Origin of the sequence: Pseudomonas sp. SJZ103, from assembly GCF_007828335.1 — a bacterium.
Classification (GTDB): Bacteria; Pseudomonadota; Gammaproteobacteria; order Pseudomonadales; family Pseudomonadaceae; genus Aquipseudomonas.
In genome coordinates this window covers 70,074-89,146 of record NZ_VIUN01000009.1, presented here as the reverse complement: position 1 = coordinate 89,146, position 19,073 = coordinate 70,074, and the positions used below count along the sequence as shown (strand labels likewise).

The window sequence follows — 19,073 nt, the reverse complement described above, 5'->3', positions numbered from 1 at the left end:
GCGGTGCGACGATTCGACTTGCCTCCTCCCACATTTGGACCACACCGCCGGTTAGATAAGCTCTCGAGCCAGGAACGGTGCGGTGCGGCTGGTTTTGTTTTTGGCCACCTTCTGCGGCGTTCCACTGGCAACCACCTTGCCGCCCAAATCCCCTGCCCCCGGCCCGATGTCGATCACCCAATCACTCTGGGCCACCACGCGCATTTCATGTTCCACCACGACCACCGTATGCCCCGCCTCCACCAGATGATTGAGCTGGCTGAGCAAGCGGTCGACATCCCGTGGGTGCAGCCCGGTGGTGGGTTCGTCCAATACGTACAACGTCGCGCCGCGGGCGTTGCGTTGCAGCTCGGTGGCCAGTTTGATCCGCTGCGCTTCGCCGCCGGACAGTTCCGTCGCCGGCTGCCCCAGGCGCAGGTAACCCAGGCCGATATCCCGCAGCACTTGCAGCGAGCGCAGTACCCCCGGCTGCTCGGCAAACACCTCCACCGCTTGTTCCACGGTCAGCCCCAGCACCTGGGCGATGTTCAAGCCTTGCCATTTGACGGCCAGGGTTTCGGGGTTGTAGCGCGCGCCGTGGCAGGTCGGGCACGGGGCGTACACGCTGGGCATGAACAGCAATTCAACGCTGACAAAACCCTCGCCCTCGCAGTTCGGGCAACGGCCCTTGGCGACGTTAAAGGAGAACTGCCCGGCGTCGTAATCGCGCTTCTTCGCCGCAGGCGTCGCGGCGAACAACTTGCGCACGTTGTCGAACAAACCGGTGTAGGTCGCCAGGTTGGAACGCGGGGTGCGGCCGATGGGTTTCTGGTCCACCTGCACCAGGCGACGGATATGCTCCAAGCCGGCACCGATGCGTCCGCCGCTGGTTTGCGGGGCGTCGTCTTCCAGGCTCGGTTCTTCGTCGCTGTCCACCCGGCTGCCGAGGCCGCTGCCGACCAACTCCAGCAGCGCCTGGCTGACCAGGCTGGACTTGCCCGAGCCGGAAATGCCGGTGACCGACGTAAAGCAGCCCAGCGGGAAATCCACGCTCAGGTCCTTGAGATTATTGCGCGTGACGCCTTCCAGGCTCAGCCAGCCGGTGGGTTCACGGCGCGCCTGATTCGCAGGGCGCTTGTCGGCAAACAGATATTTCCGGGTCTGCGAGGCTTCGACGTCCGCCAGGCCGGCAGGCGGCCCGCTATAGAGCACTTGCCCGCCATGTTCACCCGCGGCCGGGCCCACATCGATCAGCCAGTCGGCGCGGCGCATGGTTTCCAGATCATGTTCGACCACAAACAACGAATTGCCCGCCGCTTTCAAGCGTTCAAGCGCGGTGAACAACGCTTCGCCATCCGCCGGGTGCAGGCCTGCCGAAGGCTCATCCAGCACATAGATCACCCCGAACAACTGCGAGCCCAATTGCGTGGCCAACCGCAAGCGCTGCAACTCCCCGGACGACAGGGTCGGCGTGCTGCGCTCCAGGGACAGATAGCCCAACCCCAACTCGATCAAGGTACTGACCCGCTCCAGCAGATCCTCGGCGATGCGCTGGGCCGCGAGGCGTTTTTCCACCGACAGCTTCATCTTGTCCTGCCCCGCCGCCACCGGCCGCAACAACGCGGCCAATTGCGTCAATGACAGTTGCGACAACTCACCAATGTCCACCCCGGCAAACTTCACCGACAGCGCCGCCTTGGTCAACCGCTTGCCCTCGCACAACGGGCAGGCGCTGCCTTGCATGAACTGCGAGACACGCTTCTTCATCAGCGCGCTTTGCGTGTGGCTGAAGGTGTGCAGGATGTAGCGCCGCGCACCGCTGAAGGTGCCCTGGTAGCTCGGCTCCAGTTTGCGTTTCAACGCTTCGCGGGTCTGCTCGGGGGTGAAGCCGGCATACACCGGCACGGTCGGGGTTTCTTCGGTGAACAGGATCCAGTCGCGCTGCTTTTTCGGCAGGTCGCGCCACGGAACATCCACGTCATAGCCCAGGGTCACGAGGATGTCGCGCAGGTTCTGGCCCTGCCAGGCCAAGGGCCAGGACGCCACTGCGCGCTGGCGGATGGTCAGGGACGGATCGGGCACCATCAGCGCCTCGGTCACTTCATACACGCGCCCCAGGCCATGGCACTGCGGGCACGCGCCCTGGGGCAGGTTCGGCGAAAAGTCCTCGGCGTACAGCATCGCTTGTCCCGCCGGGTAGCTGCCGGCACGCGAATACAACATGCGGATCAGGCTCGACAAGGTGGTGACACTGCCCACCGAGGAACGCGCACTCGGCGTACCGCGCTGCTGTTGCAAAGCCACGGCGGGGGGCAGTCCTTCGATACTGTCCACATCGGGCACGCCGACCTGATCGATCAGCCGTCGCGCATAGGGCGCCACCGATTCGAAATAGCGGCGCTGGGCTTCGGCATACACCGTGGAAAACGCCAGGGACGACTTGCCCGAGCCCGAGACGCCGGTAAACACCACCAGGGCATCCCTGGGAATATCCACGTCGACGTTCTTCAGGTTGTGTTCGCGGGCGCCGCGCACCCGTACAAATCCAAGGTGCTGGGCAGTGATCGGGGGGATGGTGCGCTGTGAAGTCATGAACAACCTTGTCTGGCGGTGAGCACGCTGCGCAGCCGTTGCGTCAGGGCCTCGGGGCTGTAGGGTTTGCTCAGCAGGTGGATGTCAGCGCTGAGCAGGTGATTGCTGGAGAGAATGTCCCGCGTGTGCCCCGAGGTGAACAGCACCGCCACCGGCGGCGACTGGGCACGGGCCCACTCGGCCAGGTCGGTGCTTTTGACCCGGCCGGGCATCACCACGTCGGTGAAGATCAGGTCGGGCCGCGCACCGTCCTGCAAGGCTTGCATTGCGCGGTCGCCGTCCTCGGCGGTCAACACCGTGTAGCCCGCTTGTTCGAGCAGATCCACCACGGTCACCCGTACGTCCTCGTTGTCCTCGACCACCAGAATGGTTTCCTGGCCCACATCGTGCGGCACGGGTTCAGGGTGAGTCTCCTGGACTTCTTCGCCCAGGCTGCGCGGGAAGTACATTTGCACCACAGTGCCCTTGCCCTCCTCGCTCCACACGTCCACATGCCCACCGCTCTGGCGAACAAAACCAAACACCATGCTCAAGCCAAGACCGGTGCCGTGGCCGTTGCGCTTGGTGGTGAAAAACGGCTCGAACACCCGCGCCAGGATCGTCGCCGGCATGCCCACGCCAATGTCCGTGACGGCCAGGCGCACATACTCGCCCGGCTTGATGCTTTTGCCGATGCAATCCCTGGGGTTGAGGATGATGTTTTCGCCGGTGATGCGAATCACGCCCTCGCCTTTCATGGCATCGCGGGCATTGATCGCCAGGTTGAGCAACGCATTTTCCAGCTGGTTGCGGTCGACGTTGATGCACCAGGAGTCCTGCGGCAACTGCACATCGATATGAATGGTTTCGCCGAGTGCGCGTTGCAGCAACTCGCCCAGCCCGGCATAGATGCGCTGCGGGTTATACACGGCCGGTGACAACGGTTGGCGACGGGCAAAGGCCAACAGTTGCGACGACAGTTTGGCGCCACGCTCCACCGCCGCGATGGCCGCCGTGACGCGCCGCTGTACCTGGGCATTCTCTGGTTCATGGCGGGCCAGTAAATGCAGGTTGCCGGCGATCACTTGCAGCAGATTATTGAAGTCATGGGCCACGCCACCGGTCAGGCCGCCGATGGCCTCGAGCTTTTGCGCCTGGCGCAGTTGGTCTTCGGCGGCGGAACGCGCCTGGACTTCAGCGGCCACGCGCTGCTCCAGGTTATGGGTCAGTTCCTGGCGCAAGCGTTCGGAATGCACATGGGCGGTGGTCTCCACCACAATCGCCAGCACGCCGGCCGGTTGCTGGTCGTCGCCAGGGACGGGGCTGTAGTAGAGATCCAGCCACACCGTTTCCGGCTGGCCGTTGCGCAGGAGCACCAGGTCCTTGTTGTTGAACGACAAGGTGCCGCCGGCCAGGCAGGTGTCCACCACATGGCGGTTGAAGTCGGCCACTTCCGGCCAACCCAGCTCCACCGGCGAGCCGAGCAAATACGGATGGCGGCCACCGGCGAACACCGAATAGCTGTCGTTGTAGATCATGTACCCGGCCCGGCCCCACAGCATCACCATGGGCACGGGGGACGCCAGCATCATCTGCACGGTACAGGCGAGGCTGGTGGACCAGCGGTCAAGCGGTCCCAGGTCGGTGCTTGACCAGTCAAATGCGCGAATTCGCTGGGCCATTTCGCCGGCCCAACCTTCACAGCCGTGGGGATTGGATAAGAATTGCATCGTTCGGCTCTGCGCAGAGAAAGGACAGTCGCAATTTTTTGAGCGCATCAAGGGTCGATGGTTTCATTTTGTATAAATTAGGGGTTAATCACCGCAAGCGCTACCGGCCTCAGTGAAAATCCCGGCTGCGCACCGTGATGCCTTCCAGCAGCGGCGTCAGGTCGGTCAGGCGCCCGGCGATCAGGTGCCGCACCTCGCCCACCGCCTCCCAGCGTCCGTCCACCTTGAGCAGGCGCGAACCCACCAAGACCTGGCGCTGACGTTCGGCCAGGTCGCGCCAGACCACCACGTTGAGGTTGCCGAATTCATCTTCGAGGGTGACAAAGGTCACGCCACTGGCAGTGCCGGGACGCTGGCGACCGGTCACCAGCCCGGCAACGCTGACAGTGCGGCCATGTTCCACCGCCATCAGTTCGTTCGAGCTGCGGCAGCGCCGTTTACGCAGCTCGGCGCGCAACAGCGCCAACGGATGCGGGCCAAGGGTGGTGCCGAGCAGGGCGTAATCGGCATGCAGGTCCTCGCCCACCGTCGGTGTTGGCAGTTCCACCCGTGCTTCATCGGGGCTGGGAAGGCCAGCAAATAACCCTAGCTGCTTATGCACCCCAGCCACGGCCCAGCGCGCCGTATGCCGATTGCCGGCCAGCGCGCGCAAAGCCCCGGCATCCGCCAGCAAGGCCTGGGCACGCGCCTCCAGGTCGGCGCGCTGGTCCAGGTCGGCAATGTCGCTGAACGCCCGGCGCTGACGTGCAGCTTCGATACGCCGCCCATCCTCTTCGCGAAACCCCGAGATCATGCGCAAGCCCATGCGAATCGCCGGTTGCTGGCCGTCGATGGGTTCCAGGCTGCAATCCCAGTCGCTGGCCTGCACATCCACCGGACGGATCTGCAAACCATGGCGCCGCGCATCCTGCAGGATCTGGTCCGGGCTATAGAAACCCATGGGCCAGCTGTTGATCAGCGCACAGGCGAAGGCCGCCGGCTCATGGCACTTGAGCCAGCAACTGGCGTAGGTCAGCAAGGCAAAACTGGCGGCGTGGGACTCGGGGAAACCATAGCTGCCAAAGCCCTTGATCTGTTCGAAGATCTGCGCGGCAAAAGCCTCGGTGTAGCCATTCTTCAGCATGCCGGTGCGCAGGCGTGCTTGATGCGGTTCCAGGCCACCGTGACGTTTCCAGGCGGCCATGGAACGGCGCAACTGGTCGGCCTCGCCGGGGCTGTAGTCGGCGGCGACCATGGCGATCTGCATCACTTGCTCCTGGAACAGCGGAATGCCCAGGGTGCGCTTGAGCACCGCCTCGAGCTCCGGCGACGGATAGGTGGTGGGTTCCTCTTTGTTACGCCGGCGCAGATAGGGATGCACCATGCCGCCCTGGATCGGCCCGGGGCGCACGATGGCCACCTCGATCACCAGGTCGTAGAATTTTTGCGGCCGTAACCTGGGCAACATCGACATCTGCGCCCGCGACTCGATCTGGAACACGCCAATGGTGTCGGCCTTGCTGATCATCGCGTAGGTGGCCGGGTCTTCCTTGGGGATCGTCGCCAGGGAAAAGTCCAGATGGCGATGGCGACGCAGCAGATCGAAACAGCGGCGGATCGCGCTGAGCATGCCCAGGGCGAGAATATCCACCTTGAGCAGGCCCACGGCGTCGAGGTCATCCTTGTCCCACTGGATGATGGTGCGCTCGGCCATGGCGGCGTTTTCCACCGGTACCAGGGTGTCCAGCGGGTACTCGGAAATCACGAAGCCACCGGGGTGCTGGGACAGGTGCCGGGGAAAACCGATCAGTTGCTGGGTGAGCGTCAGTACGCGGCGCAGGATCGGGCTGTCCGGGTCGAAGCCGCCCTCACGCAAGCGTTCCAGGGGCGGCGCATCGTCACTCCAGCGGCCGCAGCATTCGGCCAGCGCGTTGATCTGGTCCGGCGGCAAGCCCAGGGCCTTGGCCACATCGCGCACCGCACCGGCCGCGTGGTAACTGCTGACCACCGCCGTCAGCGCCGCGCGCGTGCGGCCATAGCGCTGGAACACGTATTGCAGCACTTCTTCGCGGCGTTCGTGTTCGAAGTCGACGTCGATGTCCGGCGGCTCGTTGCGCTCGCGCGACAGGAAACGCTCAAACAGCATGTTCATCAGGCTCGGGTTGATCTCGGTGATCCCCAAGGCAAAACACACCGCCGAGTTGGCCGCAGAACCGCGTCCCTGGCACAGGATCGAACGGCTGCGCGCAAAGCGCACGATGTCGTGCACGGTGAGAAAGTAGCTTTCGTAGCCCAGCTCGCTGATCAGTTCCAGTTCGTTGTTGATCTGCTGCAAGGTCTTGGCGTCGACTCCTTGCGGCCAGCGCTGGGCGATGCCTTCTTCGGTGACGGCGCGCAGCCAGGATTTGGCGTCATGGCCCTCGGGCACCAGCTCGCGCGGGTAGTGATAGCGCAACTGGCCAAGGTCGAAGGTGCAACGGTGCGCGATGTTAAGGGTCTCGTCGAGCAAGGCTTGCGGGTACAGCGCGTCCAGCGCCTCGATGCTGCGCAGGTGGCGCTCGCCATTGGGATGCAGGCGCGTGCCGGCTTCGGCCACCGGCACGTGATGGCGGATCGCGGTCATGGTGTCTTGCAGGGCGCGGCGGCCGCGCGCATGCATATGCACATCGCCGCAGGCCACCGCCGGGATATGCAGGCTGGCGGCCAGTTGCAGGCGTTGCTCCAGATGCCGCGCATCGTCCTGGCCGCAGTGCAGGTGCACCGCCAGCCACAGGCGTTCGGCGAAGGTACGGCGCAGCCACTGGATGGAGGCCTGGGTGTCGCTGTCTTCGGCAATCCATAGCGCCAGGAGGCCGTTGAGGGGGCGTTCGAAGTCCTCTTGCAGCAGGCGATAACGGCCCTTTTCAGCGCGGCGGCGGGCCAGGGTAATCAGGCGGCACAGGGCCTGGTAGCCGCTGAGGTCCTGCACCAGCAGCACCAGTTTCGGGCCGTTCTCGATGCGCACTTCGCTGCCGATAATCAGCGGCAAGCCCACCGCCTTCGATGCCTGCCAGGCCCGCACAATGCCCGACAAAGTGCATTCATCGGTGATCGCCAGGGCGCTGTAGCCCTGGCGTTTGGCACGTTCGAACAACTCCAGCGCGCTGGAGGCACCGCGTTGGAAGCTGAAATTGGACAGGCAATGCAGCTCGGCGTAACTCATGTCCACCGCCTCCTACAGAGAGCCGGTTGCAGCCTATGGGGACTCATGCAAACCAGCCTTGCAGCCACAGCCCATCGCTTTGCCCCACACTGCGATAGGCCCAGCCTTGCTGGCCGGCGCGGGTACGGATCAGGTAGTAGTCGCGGCGAATATCGGCGCCGTCCCACCAGCCGGATTCGATGCGCTCCGGCCCCATGAGGATCTGCACGCCCTGCTCGGCCAGCAAGGTCGGTTCGTTAAGCAGCCAGCCGGGACGCTGGACCTTGTTCAAGGTGACGCACGGGCTTTTATCCGCCGCCATTTGCCAGGCGCATTCGGGGCGATGGTCGGCATGGAAGCGCAGGCCTTGCACCGCCCCATCCCCCAGGCGGGCCCGCAGGCGTTCGCGCAGTTGCTCCCACGGCAAGGTCTGTTGCGGGCGATCGTCGAACAGGTCCTGGCGTTGCGGCACGAACACCGGCAGGTCCTGGGCCACCAGGCGAAAGCCGCGCACCGGTGAAGTGACCTGTACCTGCTCCAGGCGCCCACGGGCCAGTTCGAACAGCATCGCCGGTTCGCGCTCGGCGCTGAGCAGGCCGACCTTGATCACGCTGTCCGGCGCCTGGGCATGCTCCAGATGCAGGTCGAAGCGTTGCACGCCACTGTCGCGACCGCAGAGGAAGGCCGAGAGGTCGCCGGTCAAACGCCGCAGGGGGAATAACAAGGCCTGGTGGGATTGCACATCGAAATTCAACTCGATGCGCACATCGAACTGGTCCGGTGGCTGATAGAACGCCAGGGCCAATGGTCGTTGCCCGGTCAACGCATCCAAGTGCTTGAGCAGGCCGGCGTCAAAGCGCCGCGCCAGGGTGTGCCGGGGCAACGCCTGTACCTGGGCCAGGGTACGCAGGCCCATGCGCGACAACGCGGTGGCCGCTTGCGGGTCGAAGCCGGCGCGGTCGATGGGCAATGGCGCCAGGGCCTGGAGCAACCCATCCTCATCGGCCACGGCCAAGCCATCGTAGAGATTGGCCAGCACCCGCGCCGCCGCCGGGTTGGGCGCGGCGACGATACGGTGACGAAAGCCCAGCTCGGTCAGTTCCTGGCGCAAGCGTGCCTCGAACTGTGGCCAAGGCCCGAACAGGCCCAGGCTCGATTCGATCTCGAACAACAAGGCGCGCGGGTAATACACGCTGACCTGGGAGCTGAAGCGGTAGGCCCAGGCCGCCAGGAATTGCTGCCAGCGTTCGATTTGCACGGGGTCGTATTCGGCGCTGGCAAAGGTCTTGGCCAGGGCATGGGCGGCCGTCAGCGATTGACCGGGACGCAGGCCCACTGCGCGGGCGGCGTCATTGACGGTTTGCAGCACGCGCCGCTGCGGCGTGCCGGCCAGCAGCGCCAGGGGTTGGTCGGGCTCGGGGTGCAGGCGCTGCACCCCGTCCAGCGCCAATTGCGGGAAGACAATACACACCCAGCGCATGGCAACCTCAGTGCCCCGCCAGTGCAATCGGCGCCGGGTGAGCCAAACCGCCCCGGCACTTGAGCACCCGCACCTGGGCAGGTTTGGCCTCGACGGCCAGGCGCAGGGCGGCGGGTGAAGCGTTGATCGCTTCACTCAAGGCGCGCCAGGCAAACGCCAGGGTCTGCCCGGTTTCCGCGGCCACCTGCAATCGACGCAAGGCGCGGTCATCCGCCTTGCGCGGCCAGCACAGCACCGCGCCGCAACTGCCGGAGCGCAGGCACTGCTCCACCGCCCACAACACATCGCGCGCCTCGGCCTGGACCACCGACAGCTGGCGCAAATCCACCCCGGCGTTCTGCCAGGCGTGGGGGTACGGGGTGTAGGGCGGCGCCACCAGCACAATGCGCTCCCCCGCCGCCGATAATCGCGCGAGGGTCGGCAGCACCAGTTGCAGTTCGCCCACGCCTTCCTTGGCCATGAGGATTTCGCTCAAGGCCGACTCCGGCCAGCCGCCCGTGGGCAGCACCGCATCCAGCGCCGCCAGCCCCGTGGGGTGTACGCTGGCCGGGGGCGCGGCAGGCCGGCCTTTCCAGACGCGACCGCCATTGAACAGCGTGTCCAGTGCAATCACGGCGCCCATCAGCCTTGCCTCACCAGGCCGCAGAATACCCCTTCGATGGCCAGGTCCTGGTCGGGGCCTACCACGATAGGTTCGTATGCGGGGTTACGCGGCAGCAGACGCACACGTTCGCCACTGCGTTCGAAACGCTTGATGGTGACTTCGCCGTCCAGGCGCGCCACCACAATCTGCCCGTTCACGGCTTCGGCACTGCGGCGGACGCCCACCAGGTCGCCGTCGAGGATGCCGTCTTCGATCATCGAATCACCTTGCACCCGCAACAGGTAATCCGGGGTTTTCGCGAAAGTAGCGGGGTCGAGTTGCAGGCGGCTGTGCACTTCGGCATCCGCGCCAATGGGCAGGCCTGCTGCCACTCGGCCGAGCACCGGGATATCCAGCCACTCCGGGCGCATGGGCTGGTTGAGCAAACGGATACCACGCGCCTGGTTGGGATTGACCTCGATGAAGCCGGCCTCGGTCAGGGCCACTACGTGTTTACGCGCGACGCTGCGAGAGGCAAAGCCGAACGCCTCGGCGATCTCGGCGAGGCTGGGGGGTTGGCCTTGCTGCGCGATACGGTCGCGGATGAAGGTCAGGATGGCAGTGCGGCGGGGGGTCAGGGTTGTCATGGAGTACATTTGTACTCTTTTGGGAAATTTCTTACAAGGACCGGTAGTCGGGGTTGGGGGGTTATGCACATTTAACCGAGTACACCAGGCTCACAACTCCGGTCGGCCCAGAAGCCGCCAAGCTCACCCCCCTCCCGCCATATGCTGCGCAATCCTGCCCCTCAACCACCGCTCCGCCGGGTCATTGTCATGCACCCCACTCCACACCATCGACAACTCCGCCGCATCAATCGCAAACGGCGGATCCTCTGCCCGCAGCGCCGTGCCCTCGGTCAACGCACACGCCGCATAGTCCGGCACCGTTGCAATAATCTGTGTACCGGCCAGCAACGCCCGCAAGCCACTGAATTGCGGCACCGCCAGCACCACCCGGCGGGCACGGCCGATACGCGCCAGGTCCAGGTCGATATTGCCGCTCAAGTCTCCCGAGAACGACACCATCGCATGGGGCCGCGCGCAATAGTCGTCGAGGGTCAGCGGTTCAACGCCGTCATCACCGCGCAGTACCTTGCAGGGTATGTCCCGCAGTTTCTTGCGCTTGGCATTCGCCGGCAGTTCGGTGGTGTAGCTCACGCCTACCGAGATCTCGCCACTGGCCAGTAATGCGGACATCAGCAGGTAATTGGCGCGGCGTACCACGACGATGATGCCCGGGGCTTCTTCGCGCAGTTGGCTGAGCAACGGCGGGAACAGGCCGAACTCGGCGTCGTCGGACAGGCCGATGCGGAACACCGCACAGCTGGTGGAGGGGTCGAAGTCCTTGGCGCGGCTGACTGCGCCTGAAATGGTGTCCATGGCCGGTTGCAGCTCCTTGAGTATCGCCACGGCGCGTGGCGTGGGCTCCATGCCCCGGCCGTTGCGCAGCAGCAACGGGTCGTCGAACAAATCTCGCAGCCGACCCAAGGCCGCGCTCACCGCCGGTTGGCCCATGAAGAGCTTTTCGGCGACCCGGGTCAGGTTCTTCTCGAACATCAGCGCTTCGAAAATCACCAACAGGTTCATATCGACGCGGCGCAGGTCGTTGCGGTTCATGGCGGTATCCAAACGGTTAGCAGGCTGCCAGCTAAGCAGGCAAAACACTGCCTGGATTGCATGCCTGTGCTGTCTTTTCCGTGACCGAACCTGGCGAAATTAACAACGATTAACTCGCCAGCCAGACGGTGCGGCGCCAAAAATGAGCCGGTCTACACTGCATCCATTCACCGGGAACGCTCCCATCGACTGCGGATATTCGTCATGGCCCGACCTGCGTACTGTGCTCCTCGCTTATCCGCTACCGGCGGCCTGTGCCCCCGGCGCGAGCGGATCGCCAAGCAATTGATCCTCGCCAACCTCGGCGAAAGCCTGGCGATCGCCGACCTGGCCCAAGCCTGCGCCCTGTCGCGCAGCCATTTTTCCCGCGCATTCAAGTGCACCACCGGGCTGTCGCCCCAGGAATGGATACGCCAGCAGCGCATCCAGCGGGCCAAGGAACTGATCACCGGTTCCTCCTTGAGCCTCACGCAAATCAGCCTGGAGTGCGGGTTTTGCGACCAGGCGCATTTCTGCCATATGTTCACGCGCAGCGAGGGCGTCAACCCGATGACCTGGCGAAATCACCAACTGCGTCACAAGCCTCAAGAGATCGCTGCCTAGTGGTCTGCATGCACCTGGAATATGCTGGCCGCTTACTTTTCCCAGAGCATGGCCACCCATGAGTGCCCCACGCGACCAGGCCGTGCATTTCGGTCCTTACCGTATCCACCCGCGCCAGCGCCTGGTGCTGGAGGCCGGTCGCCCGTTGCGCTTGGGCCGGCGGGCAATGGACATCCTGCTGATCCTGTTGGAGCAGGCCGGCACTGTGGTGAGCAAGCAGGAATTGATCGCCCGGGTCTGGCCCAAAAGCGTGGTGGAAGACGGCAACCTGCGGGTGCATATGGCAGCGCTGCGCAAGGCCCTGGGCGATGGCCAGGCCGGGCAGCGCTATATCGTCACGGTGGCCCAGCGGGGCTACAGTTTTGTAGCACCACTGAGCATCGAGCCGATGAGCCTACCGACCGAAGGCGCGCCCCCACGCCCGGGCCACAACCTGCCGCTGCGACGCACGCGCATGCTCGGCCGCCAGGCCCTGATCGACAGCCTGGTGCAGCAGCTGCCCGAGCAACGCTTTATCACCCTGACCGGCGCCGGCGGCATCGGCAAGACCACCGTCGCCTTGCGCGTGGCGGAATTGTTGATCGGACATTACCGCGACGGTATTCGCCTGTTGGACCTGGCGCCCCTCAGCACGCCGTCGATGATCCTGCCCAATCTCGCCGCGCTGCTCGACCTCACCCACACTGAGCACGAACCGCTGGCTGTGTTTGCCCGCCGCCTGCAGGAGCACCAATTGCTGCTGGTGATCGACAACTGCGAACACCTGCTGGACGACATCGCGCTGATCAGCGAGACCCTGCTGCGCCACGCGCCCAAATTGCACATCCTCACCACCAGCCGCGAGGCATTGCGCGCCGAGGGCGAGTCGGTGCAACGCCTGGAGCCCCTGGCCTGCCCGCCCGCCACCGGCAACCGCGCCCAGGCCCTGGGCTATCCGGCCCTGCAACTGCTGATCGAGCGGGCCATGTCCCATCAGGACAGCTTCGAACTGAGCGAAGCCGAACTGCCCCTGGCTATCGACATCTGCCAACGCCTGGACGGCATCCCCCTGGCAATCGAATTGGTGGCCGCGCAGATCGAGCGCTTCGGCCTGCCCGGCCTGCTGGTGCAAATGGAAGACAACTTCCGCCTGCTCACCCGTGGCCGGCGCAGCGCCCTGCCCCGCCATCAAACCTTGCGCGCCACCCTGGACTGGAGCTTTGAACTGCTCACCGGCTGCGAGCAAATCTGCCTGCGTCGCCTCGCGGTGTTCCGGGGTGGCTTCAGCCTGGCCAGTGCCGCAGCGGTGATCGCAGGGCAACAGGTTGCGCCGGTCGCGGTACTGGGTTCGATCACCCAACTGGTGGCGAAATCCTTGCTCAATGTGGAGGCTGGGGATGACGAGGTGATCTATCGCCTGCTGGACATCACCCGCACCTACGCCCTGGAAAAACTCAGCGTCGCCAATGAACTCGACGCCACGCGTGAACGCCACGCCAACCGTTGCCTGGTCCTGATGAACCAGGCGCAGGCCGATTGGGAGCAGACGGCCACCCAAACCTGGATCGACCGCTATGCCCCGCTGCGCGAAGACATTCGTGCCGCCCTCGACTGGGGCCTGGGCGACCAGGGTGTCCACCTGCTGGGCATTCGTCTCACCGTCAGCGCCATGCCGTTGTGGCAGGAGCTGTCGCTGCTGCGCGAACACGGCCTGTACGTGAGCAAGGCCCTGGCGCGGCTGGGGCAATCGAGCACGCCGAGCCCGCACTTGAACATGGCCCTGCAGTTGGCCTTCGGCAGTTTTTCCTATCACACCCAGGGCGGTACGCCGCAGACCATCGAAGCCTTTGCCCATGCACGGCGCCTGGCCGAAGCCGACAGCAACCTGGTCGGTCAACTGCGCGCGGTGTCGGGGCAAATGACGGTCAGCCTGTGCGGTGGCAACTACCGCGAGGCCCTGGAGCAAAGCCTGCATTTCGACCGGTTGGGGCCTCAGGCCGAGCCGTTGCTGGCCCTCAGCGCCCAACGCCTGAGGGTGCTGGCGCAGCACTTCGCCGGCCACCAGACGCTGGCGCAGCAGAATGCCGAACAGGTGATCCAGCGCATGGCCCAGAGCGGCCATCTCAACCGGTTTACCCACGGCTTTGGCGTGCAGTACGACCAGAGCGTGGCCTCATTGACCATCCTTGCGCGCATCCTGTGGCTGCGCGGTTTTCCCGAACGTGCGTGGCGCACCGCAAGCCAGGCACTGGCGCTGGCATTGCAGATCAATCACGGCACGTCGATTTGCTACACCCTGGCCCTGGCCGGGGTGGTCATCGCCCACTACAACGGTGACTCCGTCGCAGCCCGCGACCAGTTGGACCTGCTGCTGCAGCAGGCGCAAAAGCATTCGGTGCAGTTGTTCCACACCTGGGCGCAGTGCTACGAAGGCACGGCGCAGATCGACGATAGGCAGGGATTGGGGCTGGTCGAAGACATCCTGGTGACCTTCAACGCCCGCGCAGTGGATGAGGCCTTGTTCGAACGCGCCCGGAGCGGTGCGGCCGGCTGGTGCAGCGCGGAAATCCTGCGCGTGCGCGCCGAGTCCATGCCCGACATCCACGGGGCTGAGGCACTGCTGCTCGAAGCCCTGGGCCTGGCACACCAGCAAGGCGCGCTGGCCTGGGAGCTGCGCTGTGCGGACTCCTTGGCGCGGCTGTGGCAAAAGCAGGGTCGTGTGCAGGCCGCCCGCGACCTGCTGGGTTCGGTCTACGCGCGATTTACCGAAGGCTTCGCCACCCAGGACCTAGTCCGCGTACGCTGCCTGCTCGACGAGTTGCAGGACAAACGGCCGGCCTGAAAACGTCCCCAGGTAATGCCCATAACCCTGCTGCAAACGGGCAACCTGCTGCGGGTTGCGCAGGAGTGCCAGGCCATAGCTGCGCACGCTGTTGAGCAGGCGATAGCGCGGATAACCCGGACCGGGTTCGAGGCTCAACAGCGAGGTACCGACCAGGCGCGTGAGCAAATACGACAAGTCGGCGTGTTCCAGCTCTGTGCCGGCGACCAGCTGATTCAGGGTGGGCGCGGTCACGGCCATCTTGAACAGGCTCAATTGCAGGAACAGCCAGCGCTCCGGCAGGCTCAGGCGCTCGTAGGTCCAGTCCAGGGCGGCGGCCAGGGATTGGTGGCGCTCCACCGCCGTGCGGCGGCCCCGGGCCAGTACCTGCAATCCACTGTGCAACTGCGCCTGTAAACCACGTACGCCCAGCGCGTCCACCTGGGCGGCCGCCAGTTCAAGGGCCAGGGGAATACCGTCGAGGCGCCGGCAGATGTCTCGCAACGGCGTCAGATCCTGTTGGCGCAACACAAAGCCCTGTTGACCGGCGCACGCCCGTGCGACGAACAGTTGCACGGCGGGGAACGCCATCGCCTGTTCAATACTGCCCACCGCCGACGGCGCCGGCACGGCCAATGGGGGCACGCGCAGCACCCATTCGCCTGGGGCCTGCAACGCTTCGCGACTGCTGACCAGCACGCTGACCTGGGGCGCGTTCTCGCGCAGCGCCCGCAAAAGATGTCGACAGGCACCGAGCAACAGGTCGGCGCCGTCGACTACCAGCAGCAATTGCCGGGACACCAGCTGGCGGCACAACTCAGTGACACTGCCGCTGGGTTCCAGATGCAGGATCGTGGCCAGATGGCGCAGCATCATCAGCGGCGCCTCCACCGTGGCCAGGTCGACCCACCACACACCGTCGCGGTAACGTGGCAACACGCGCTCGGCCAGGGCCTGGGCCAAGGTGCTCTTGCCCACGCCGGCGCAACCGGTCAGGGTCATCAGGCGCTGCCCGGACACACGCCGAACCAGCACACCCAGCAGTTCATCGCGACCGATCACCGGGCTGAGCCGGGTGCCGAGGTTATGCCGGGGCAACACCGTGGCGGCCGCAACCTCCACGGGTGCAACAAAACAGTAACCGCGCTGGGGGTCATTGAGGATAAGGCGTTGCCCGTCGAGGGCACGGCGCAGTGCGGCGATGTGCACCCGCAGGTTGTTCTCCTCCACCACGCTGCACGGCCAGACCCGCTCGATCAAGGTAGCCTTACTGATGAATTGCCCTGGCGACTCCAGCAGCACCGCAAGGACATCCAACGCCCGACCGCCCAACGGCACCGGCCAACCCGCCTTGCTCACCAACCGCTGCTGCCGGTGAAACGCATAGGTGCCGAAGCGCACCGTGCCATCCGCGTCAATCGCCTGAGGCTCATTCATGTCTGCAATCGCGCTGAAACGCCCGGTCTTGGGCATCCGCGCATCCTTTTCCATGGGCTCGACGTTATCTTGCCAGCTACCTGTAACAGGGCAATGCTGGCACAGGGAGCGATACGGACAATCGGGTGCGCGAGACGGACATCCCGTCGTTAACTGAACTGTTGGCGGTATTGGGTAGGGTTCAAGCCGAGTTTTTCACTGAATAGAAAGCGCATGTGCCGCACGCTGCCGAAGCCTGCATGGAACGCCACGGTCTTGAGCGGCAGGTCGGTGGTTTCCAGCAATTGCCGGGCGCGGTCGATGCGCGCGCCCTGCAGGAAGGCCATGGGCGTCATCTGCACGTCCTTGGCGAACAACCGGGCAAAGTGGCGTGGGCTCATGCCAGCCAGTTCGGCCATGGACTCGATGGTGAAGGGCTGGTCCAGATGGGCGAGCACATGGTTCTGCACGCGGGTGATCGCGGTTTCCTGGGGCGCCACGGACGCCGTCATCGGACTGAACTGGGCCTGGCCGCCCTGGCGTTTCATCACCACCAGCAGCACCTTGGCCACATCCACCGCCACTTGCTTGCCATGGTCCTGGGCGACGATCGACAGCGCCAGATCGATACCGGCGGTGACCCCGCCCGAGGTAATCAACCGCCCATCCTGCAGGTAGATGCGATCCGTCTCGACGATGGCCTTGGGGAAGGCCTTGATCAGGCGTTCGGTGTAGTGCCAGTGGGTGGTCACGCGGCGTTCGTCGAGCAGCCCGGCGTGGCCCAGCACAAAGGCTCCGGTGCAGATCGAGCCGAAGCGCCGCGCCCGTGGCGCCGCCGCCTTGAGCCAGGGCAGCAGCGACGGGTGGCATTCGTTGTAGGCACCCGGGCCGCCGGGCACCAGCAGCAGGTCATAAGCCGCCTGGTCCTGGTCCAGCAGCAGGTCAGTCTGGACCATCACCCCATTGGAGGCGCGCAACGGACCGGGCTCGGTACCCAGGGTGAGAATCTGGTAATGCTCCGCCGCCGGCAGGTAGCGGTTGGCAATGGAAAACACTTCGAGCGGCCCGGCCATGTCCAGCAGGAGGAAGTCCGGGAACAGCGCCATGGCCACGGTTTTCATACGGCAAGAATCCATCGAGGGAAGAAAGCGGCAGATATTATGACACGCCTTTTTATTGTCAACATATAGGGGACAGTTATTCAGATTCCAGCTTCTTAATGAATATTTCAGTTACCAGTAATCTTCTTCTCAACGCAAGCGCCCTGCATCTCGCAGCCCGCGCTCACTTGAGGACAAGACCATGCTGACCCTTCGCAAAGCTTCCGAACGCGGCGCCGCCAATCACGGTTGGTTGAAGTCGTTCCATACCTTCTCGTTCGCCAACTATTGGAACCCCAATGAACAGGGTTTTTCCGACCTGCTGGTGATCAACGACGACCGCGTCGCGGCCGGCAAAGGCTTCGGCCAGCACCCGCACCGCGACATGGAGATTTTCTCCTATGTGCTTGAAGGCGCCCTGGAACACAAGGACACCCTGGGCACCGGCTCGGTGATCCGCCCCGGCGATGTGCAACTGATGAGCGCCGGCAGCGGCGTGGCCCACAGCGAGTTCAACCACAGCCAGACCCGCGGCGTGCACTTCCTGCAAATCTGGATCGTACCCGCCGTGGCCGGTGCCGAGCCGCGCTATCAACAGGAGCACTTCAGCGCGGCGCAGAAACAAGGGCGCCTGCAACTGATCATCTCGCCGGACGGCACCGACGGCTCCCTGACCGTGCGCCAGGACGCCAGGGTGTACGCCGGGCTGTTCAACGGCGACGAAGCCGCGACCCTCGACCTGCCGCCGGATCGCCACGTGTACATCCATGTAGCTCGGGGCAGCGTGGACATCAACGGCCAGCGCTTGCAGGAAGGCGACGGTGCCCGAGTGCGCGATGAGCGGCAAATCCGCCTGAGCCAGGGCCAGGATGCCGAGGTGCTGGTGTTCGACCTGCGTCCCCAGGAATTGCCGCAGATGCCGTGACGAGCACGGCGATGGCCCTTTGAAACGGGCCATCGCTGGCATCGATAGTCACCATCAGCCCAATGAAGTTCTCTTAAAAAACGCAACGCGTAACATCAAACCCATACCAGGCAACACCCAACTAAAACACTCGGAGCACACCATCATGAAACGCCAAATCTTGCTTAGCCTCGCTTTCTCGGTACTCGCTGCAAACGCATTTGCCCACCCTGTTGTTGCTGAAGGCGGCGCGGATCGCCTGATCGAAAATCGTGTTGCTGAAGGTGGCTCGGATCGCCTGCTGGAACGTCGTATTGCCGAAGGTGGCTCGGATCGCCTGCTGGAGCGTCGTGTTGCCGAAGGTGGTGCTGATCGCTTGCAGCAACGCGGTATTGTTGAAGGTGGTGCCGACCGCCTGCAAGGCAACCGCGTTGCCGAAGGTGGCGCTGATCGCCTGCAGGAACGTGGCCTGGCCGAAGGCGGTGCCGACCGCCTGCTGGACAACCACGCTTAATCCCGCACTGTTCGCGGGGCACCCCAAACCGGCCTGATCAGCCGGTTTTTTTTCGTCTTCGATTAATGCAGCTCGCGATCCACCCACACCACAGCCTTGCCGATCTGTTGCCGCGCTTCGATGCGCTCATGCACCTGCTGCAGCGTTTCCAAGGTGTAATGCCCTTCGATAGCCACCGTCAACGTACCTTCGAGCATCGCCGCAAACACCGCGTTGGCACGCTGTTGTACGGTCACGCCGTCGGCCATATGGTCGGCCAACCGGGGGCGCGTCAAAAACAGATGCACCCACTGCGCGGCGGCCGTGAGATCGCGTTTGCCGCAAGCGACCTGGCCACCCACTGCGGTCGAGGGTCCTGTGCGTGATATTTGGCTCACGGTGTACCCCCACATGCGCCGTTCGCCGTCGGTAAAGGTGGTCATGGAGTTTCTGGTGCCGTGCAAAGCCGAGGCGCATCCGCCACCCTTCGGGTCGCCCTGCCGGGCGTTTTTCCGGCCTGAGCAGGCAACGCTTAAACCTGCGCCCGTCAAAAAAATCGTTGGAACCAAAATACT

The 19,073-nt window shown here is 64.5% G+C and carries 14 protein-coding genes; 4 read left to right on the top strand and 10 right to left on the bottom strand.

From position 1 onward, the window contains the following. Positions 1–51 precede the first annotated feature (51 nt). The 7 genes from uvrA to FBY10_RS19520 form a co-directional block, all read right to left on the bottom strand. Complete coding sequence (uvrA, locus tag FBY10_RS19550) at positions 52–2,571, bottom strand: excinuclease ABC subunit UvrA (protein WP_145337501.1); 2,520 nt, start codon at positions 2,569–2,571, stop codon at positions 52–54. Then, on the bottom strand, positions 2,568–4,280 hold the full coding sequence (locus tag FBY10_RS19545; RefSeq protein WP_131699272.1) for an ATP-binding protein: 1,713 nt from the start codon (positions 4,278–4,280) through the stop codon (positions 2,568–2,570). The genes uvrA and FBY10_RS19545 overlap by 4 nt, the downstream gene beginning before the upstream one ends. A 109-nt stretch (positions 4,281–4,389) precedes the next feature. Next, positions 4,390–7,461, bottom strand: coding sequence for an error-prone DNA polymerase (locus FBY10_RS19540; RefSeq protein ID WP_131699271.1), 3,072 nt, complete (start codon positions 7,459–7,461; stop codon positions 4,390–4,392). 43 nt (positions 7,462–7,504) lie between these two features. Then, the gene (locus tag FBY10_RS19535; RefSeq protein WP_145337500.1) at positions 7,505–8,920 is read right to left on the bottom strand and encodes a DNA polymerase Y family protein; all 1,416 of its coding nucleotides are present in this window, start codon (positions 8,918–8,920) and stop codon (positions 7,505–7,507) included. Positions 8,921–8,927: 7 nt separating this feature from the next. Further along, positions 8,928–9,542 carry a translesion DNA synthesis-associated protein ImuA gene (gene imuA, locus FBY10_RS19530; RefSeq protein WP_145337499.1) on the bottom strand — a complete coding sequence of 205 codons (615 nt, stop codon included), beginning with the start codon at positions 9,540–9,542 and terminating at the stop codon, positions 8,928–8,930. Next, positions 9,542–10,159, bottom strand: a complete 618-nt coding sequence (gene lexA, locus FBY10_RS19525) for a transcriptional repressor LexA (protein ID WP_145337498.1) — start codon at positions 10,157–10,159, stop codon at positions 9,542–9,544. The genes imuA and lexA overlap by 1 nt, the downstream gene beginning before the upstream one ends. 114 nt (positions 10,160–10,273) lie before the next feature. Beyond that, a complete protein-coding gene (locus FBY10_RS19520; protein ID WP_131699267.1) occupies positions 10,274–11,182 on the bottom strand; it encodes a LysR family transcriptional regulator in 909 nt (302 codons plus the stop codon). 204 nt (positions 11,183–11,386) lie between these two features. Between FBY10_RS19520 and FBY10_RS19515 the strand changes: the two genes are divergently transcribed. Together FBY10_RS19515 and FBY10_RS19510 are read left to right on the top strand one after the other, a co-directional pair. After that, positions 11,387–11,785: a helix-turn-helix domain-containing protein gene (locus FBY10_RS19515; RefSeq protein WP_090403294.1), complete on the top strand. Its 399-nt coding sequence runs from the start codon at positions 11,387–11,389 to the stop codon at positions 11,783–11,785. Positions 11,786–11,843: 58 nt separating this feature from the next. After that, positions 11,844–14,606 (top strand): winged helix-turn-helix domain-containing protein, encoded by a 2,763-nt coding sequence (locus FBY10_RS19510; RefSeq protein ID WP_145337497.1) that lies wholly within the window; start codon positions 11,844–11,846, stop codon positions 14,604–14,606. On the opposite strand, the gene FBY10_RS19505 is transcribed toward FBY10_RS19510, so the two are convergent. Then, complete coding sequence (locus FBY10_RS19505) at positions 14,553–16,076, bottom strand: winged helix-turn-helix domain-containing protein (protein ID WP_145337496.1); 1,524 nt, start codon at positions 16,074–16,076, stop codon at positions 14,553–14,555. The two genes, FBY10_RS19510 and FBY10_RS19505, sit on opposite strands and share 54 nt — an antisense overlap. A gap of 95 nt (positions 16,077–16,171) precedes the next feature. Next, positions 16,172–17,122, bottom strand: a complete 951-nt coding sequence (locus tag FBY10_RS19500) for a GlxA family transcriptional regulator (RefSeq protein WP_145337495.1) — start codon at positions 17,120–17,122, stop codon at positions 16,172–16,174. Between the two features lie 181 nt (positions 17,123–17,303). Here FBY10_RS19500 and FBY10_RS19495 point away from each other — a divergent pair, with 181 nt between their 5' ends. After that, the gene (locus FBY10_RS19495; RefSeq protein WP_145337494.1) at positions 17,304–18,026 is read left to right on the top strand and encodes a pirin family protein; all 723 of its coding nucleotides are present in this window, start codon (positions 17,304–17,306) and stop codon (positions 18,024–18,026) included. Between the two features lie 145 nt (positions 18,027–18,171). Further along, entirely contained in the window at positions 18,172–18,519 is a 348-nt protein-coding gene (locus FBY10_RS19490) for a hypothetical protein (protein WP_145337493.1), read from the top strand. A 62-nt stretch (positions 18,520–18,581) separates the two neighbouring features. Here the strand turns inward: FBY10_RS19490 and FBY10_RS32030 are convergent, their stop codons facing one another. Continuing rightward, a complete protein-coding gene (locus FBY10_RS32030) occupies positions 18,582–18,911 on the bottom strand; it encodes a zinc-binding dehydrogenase (protein ID WP_371920986.1) in 330 nt (109 codons plus the stop codon). Positions 18,912–19,073 lie beyond the last annotated feature (162 nt).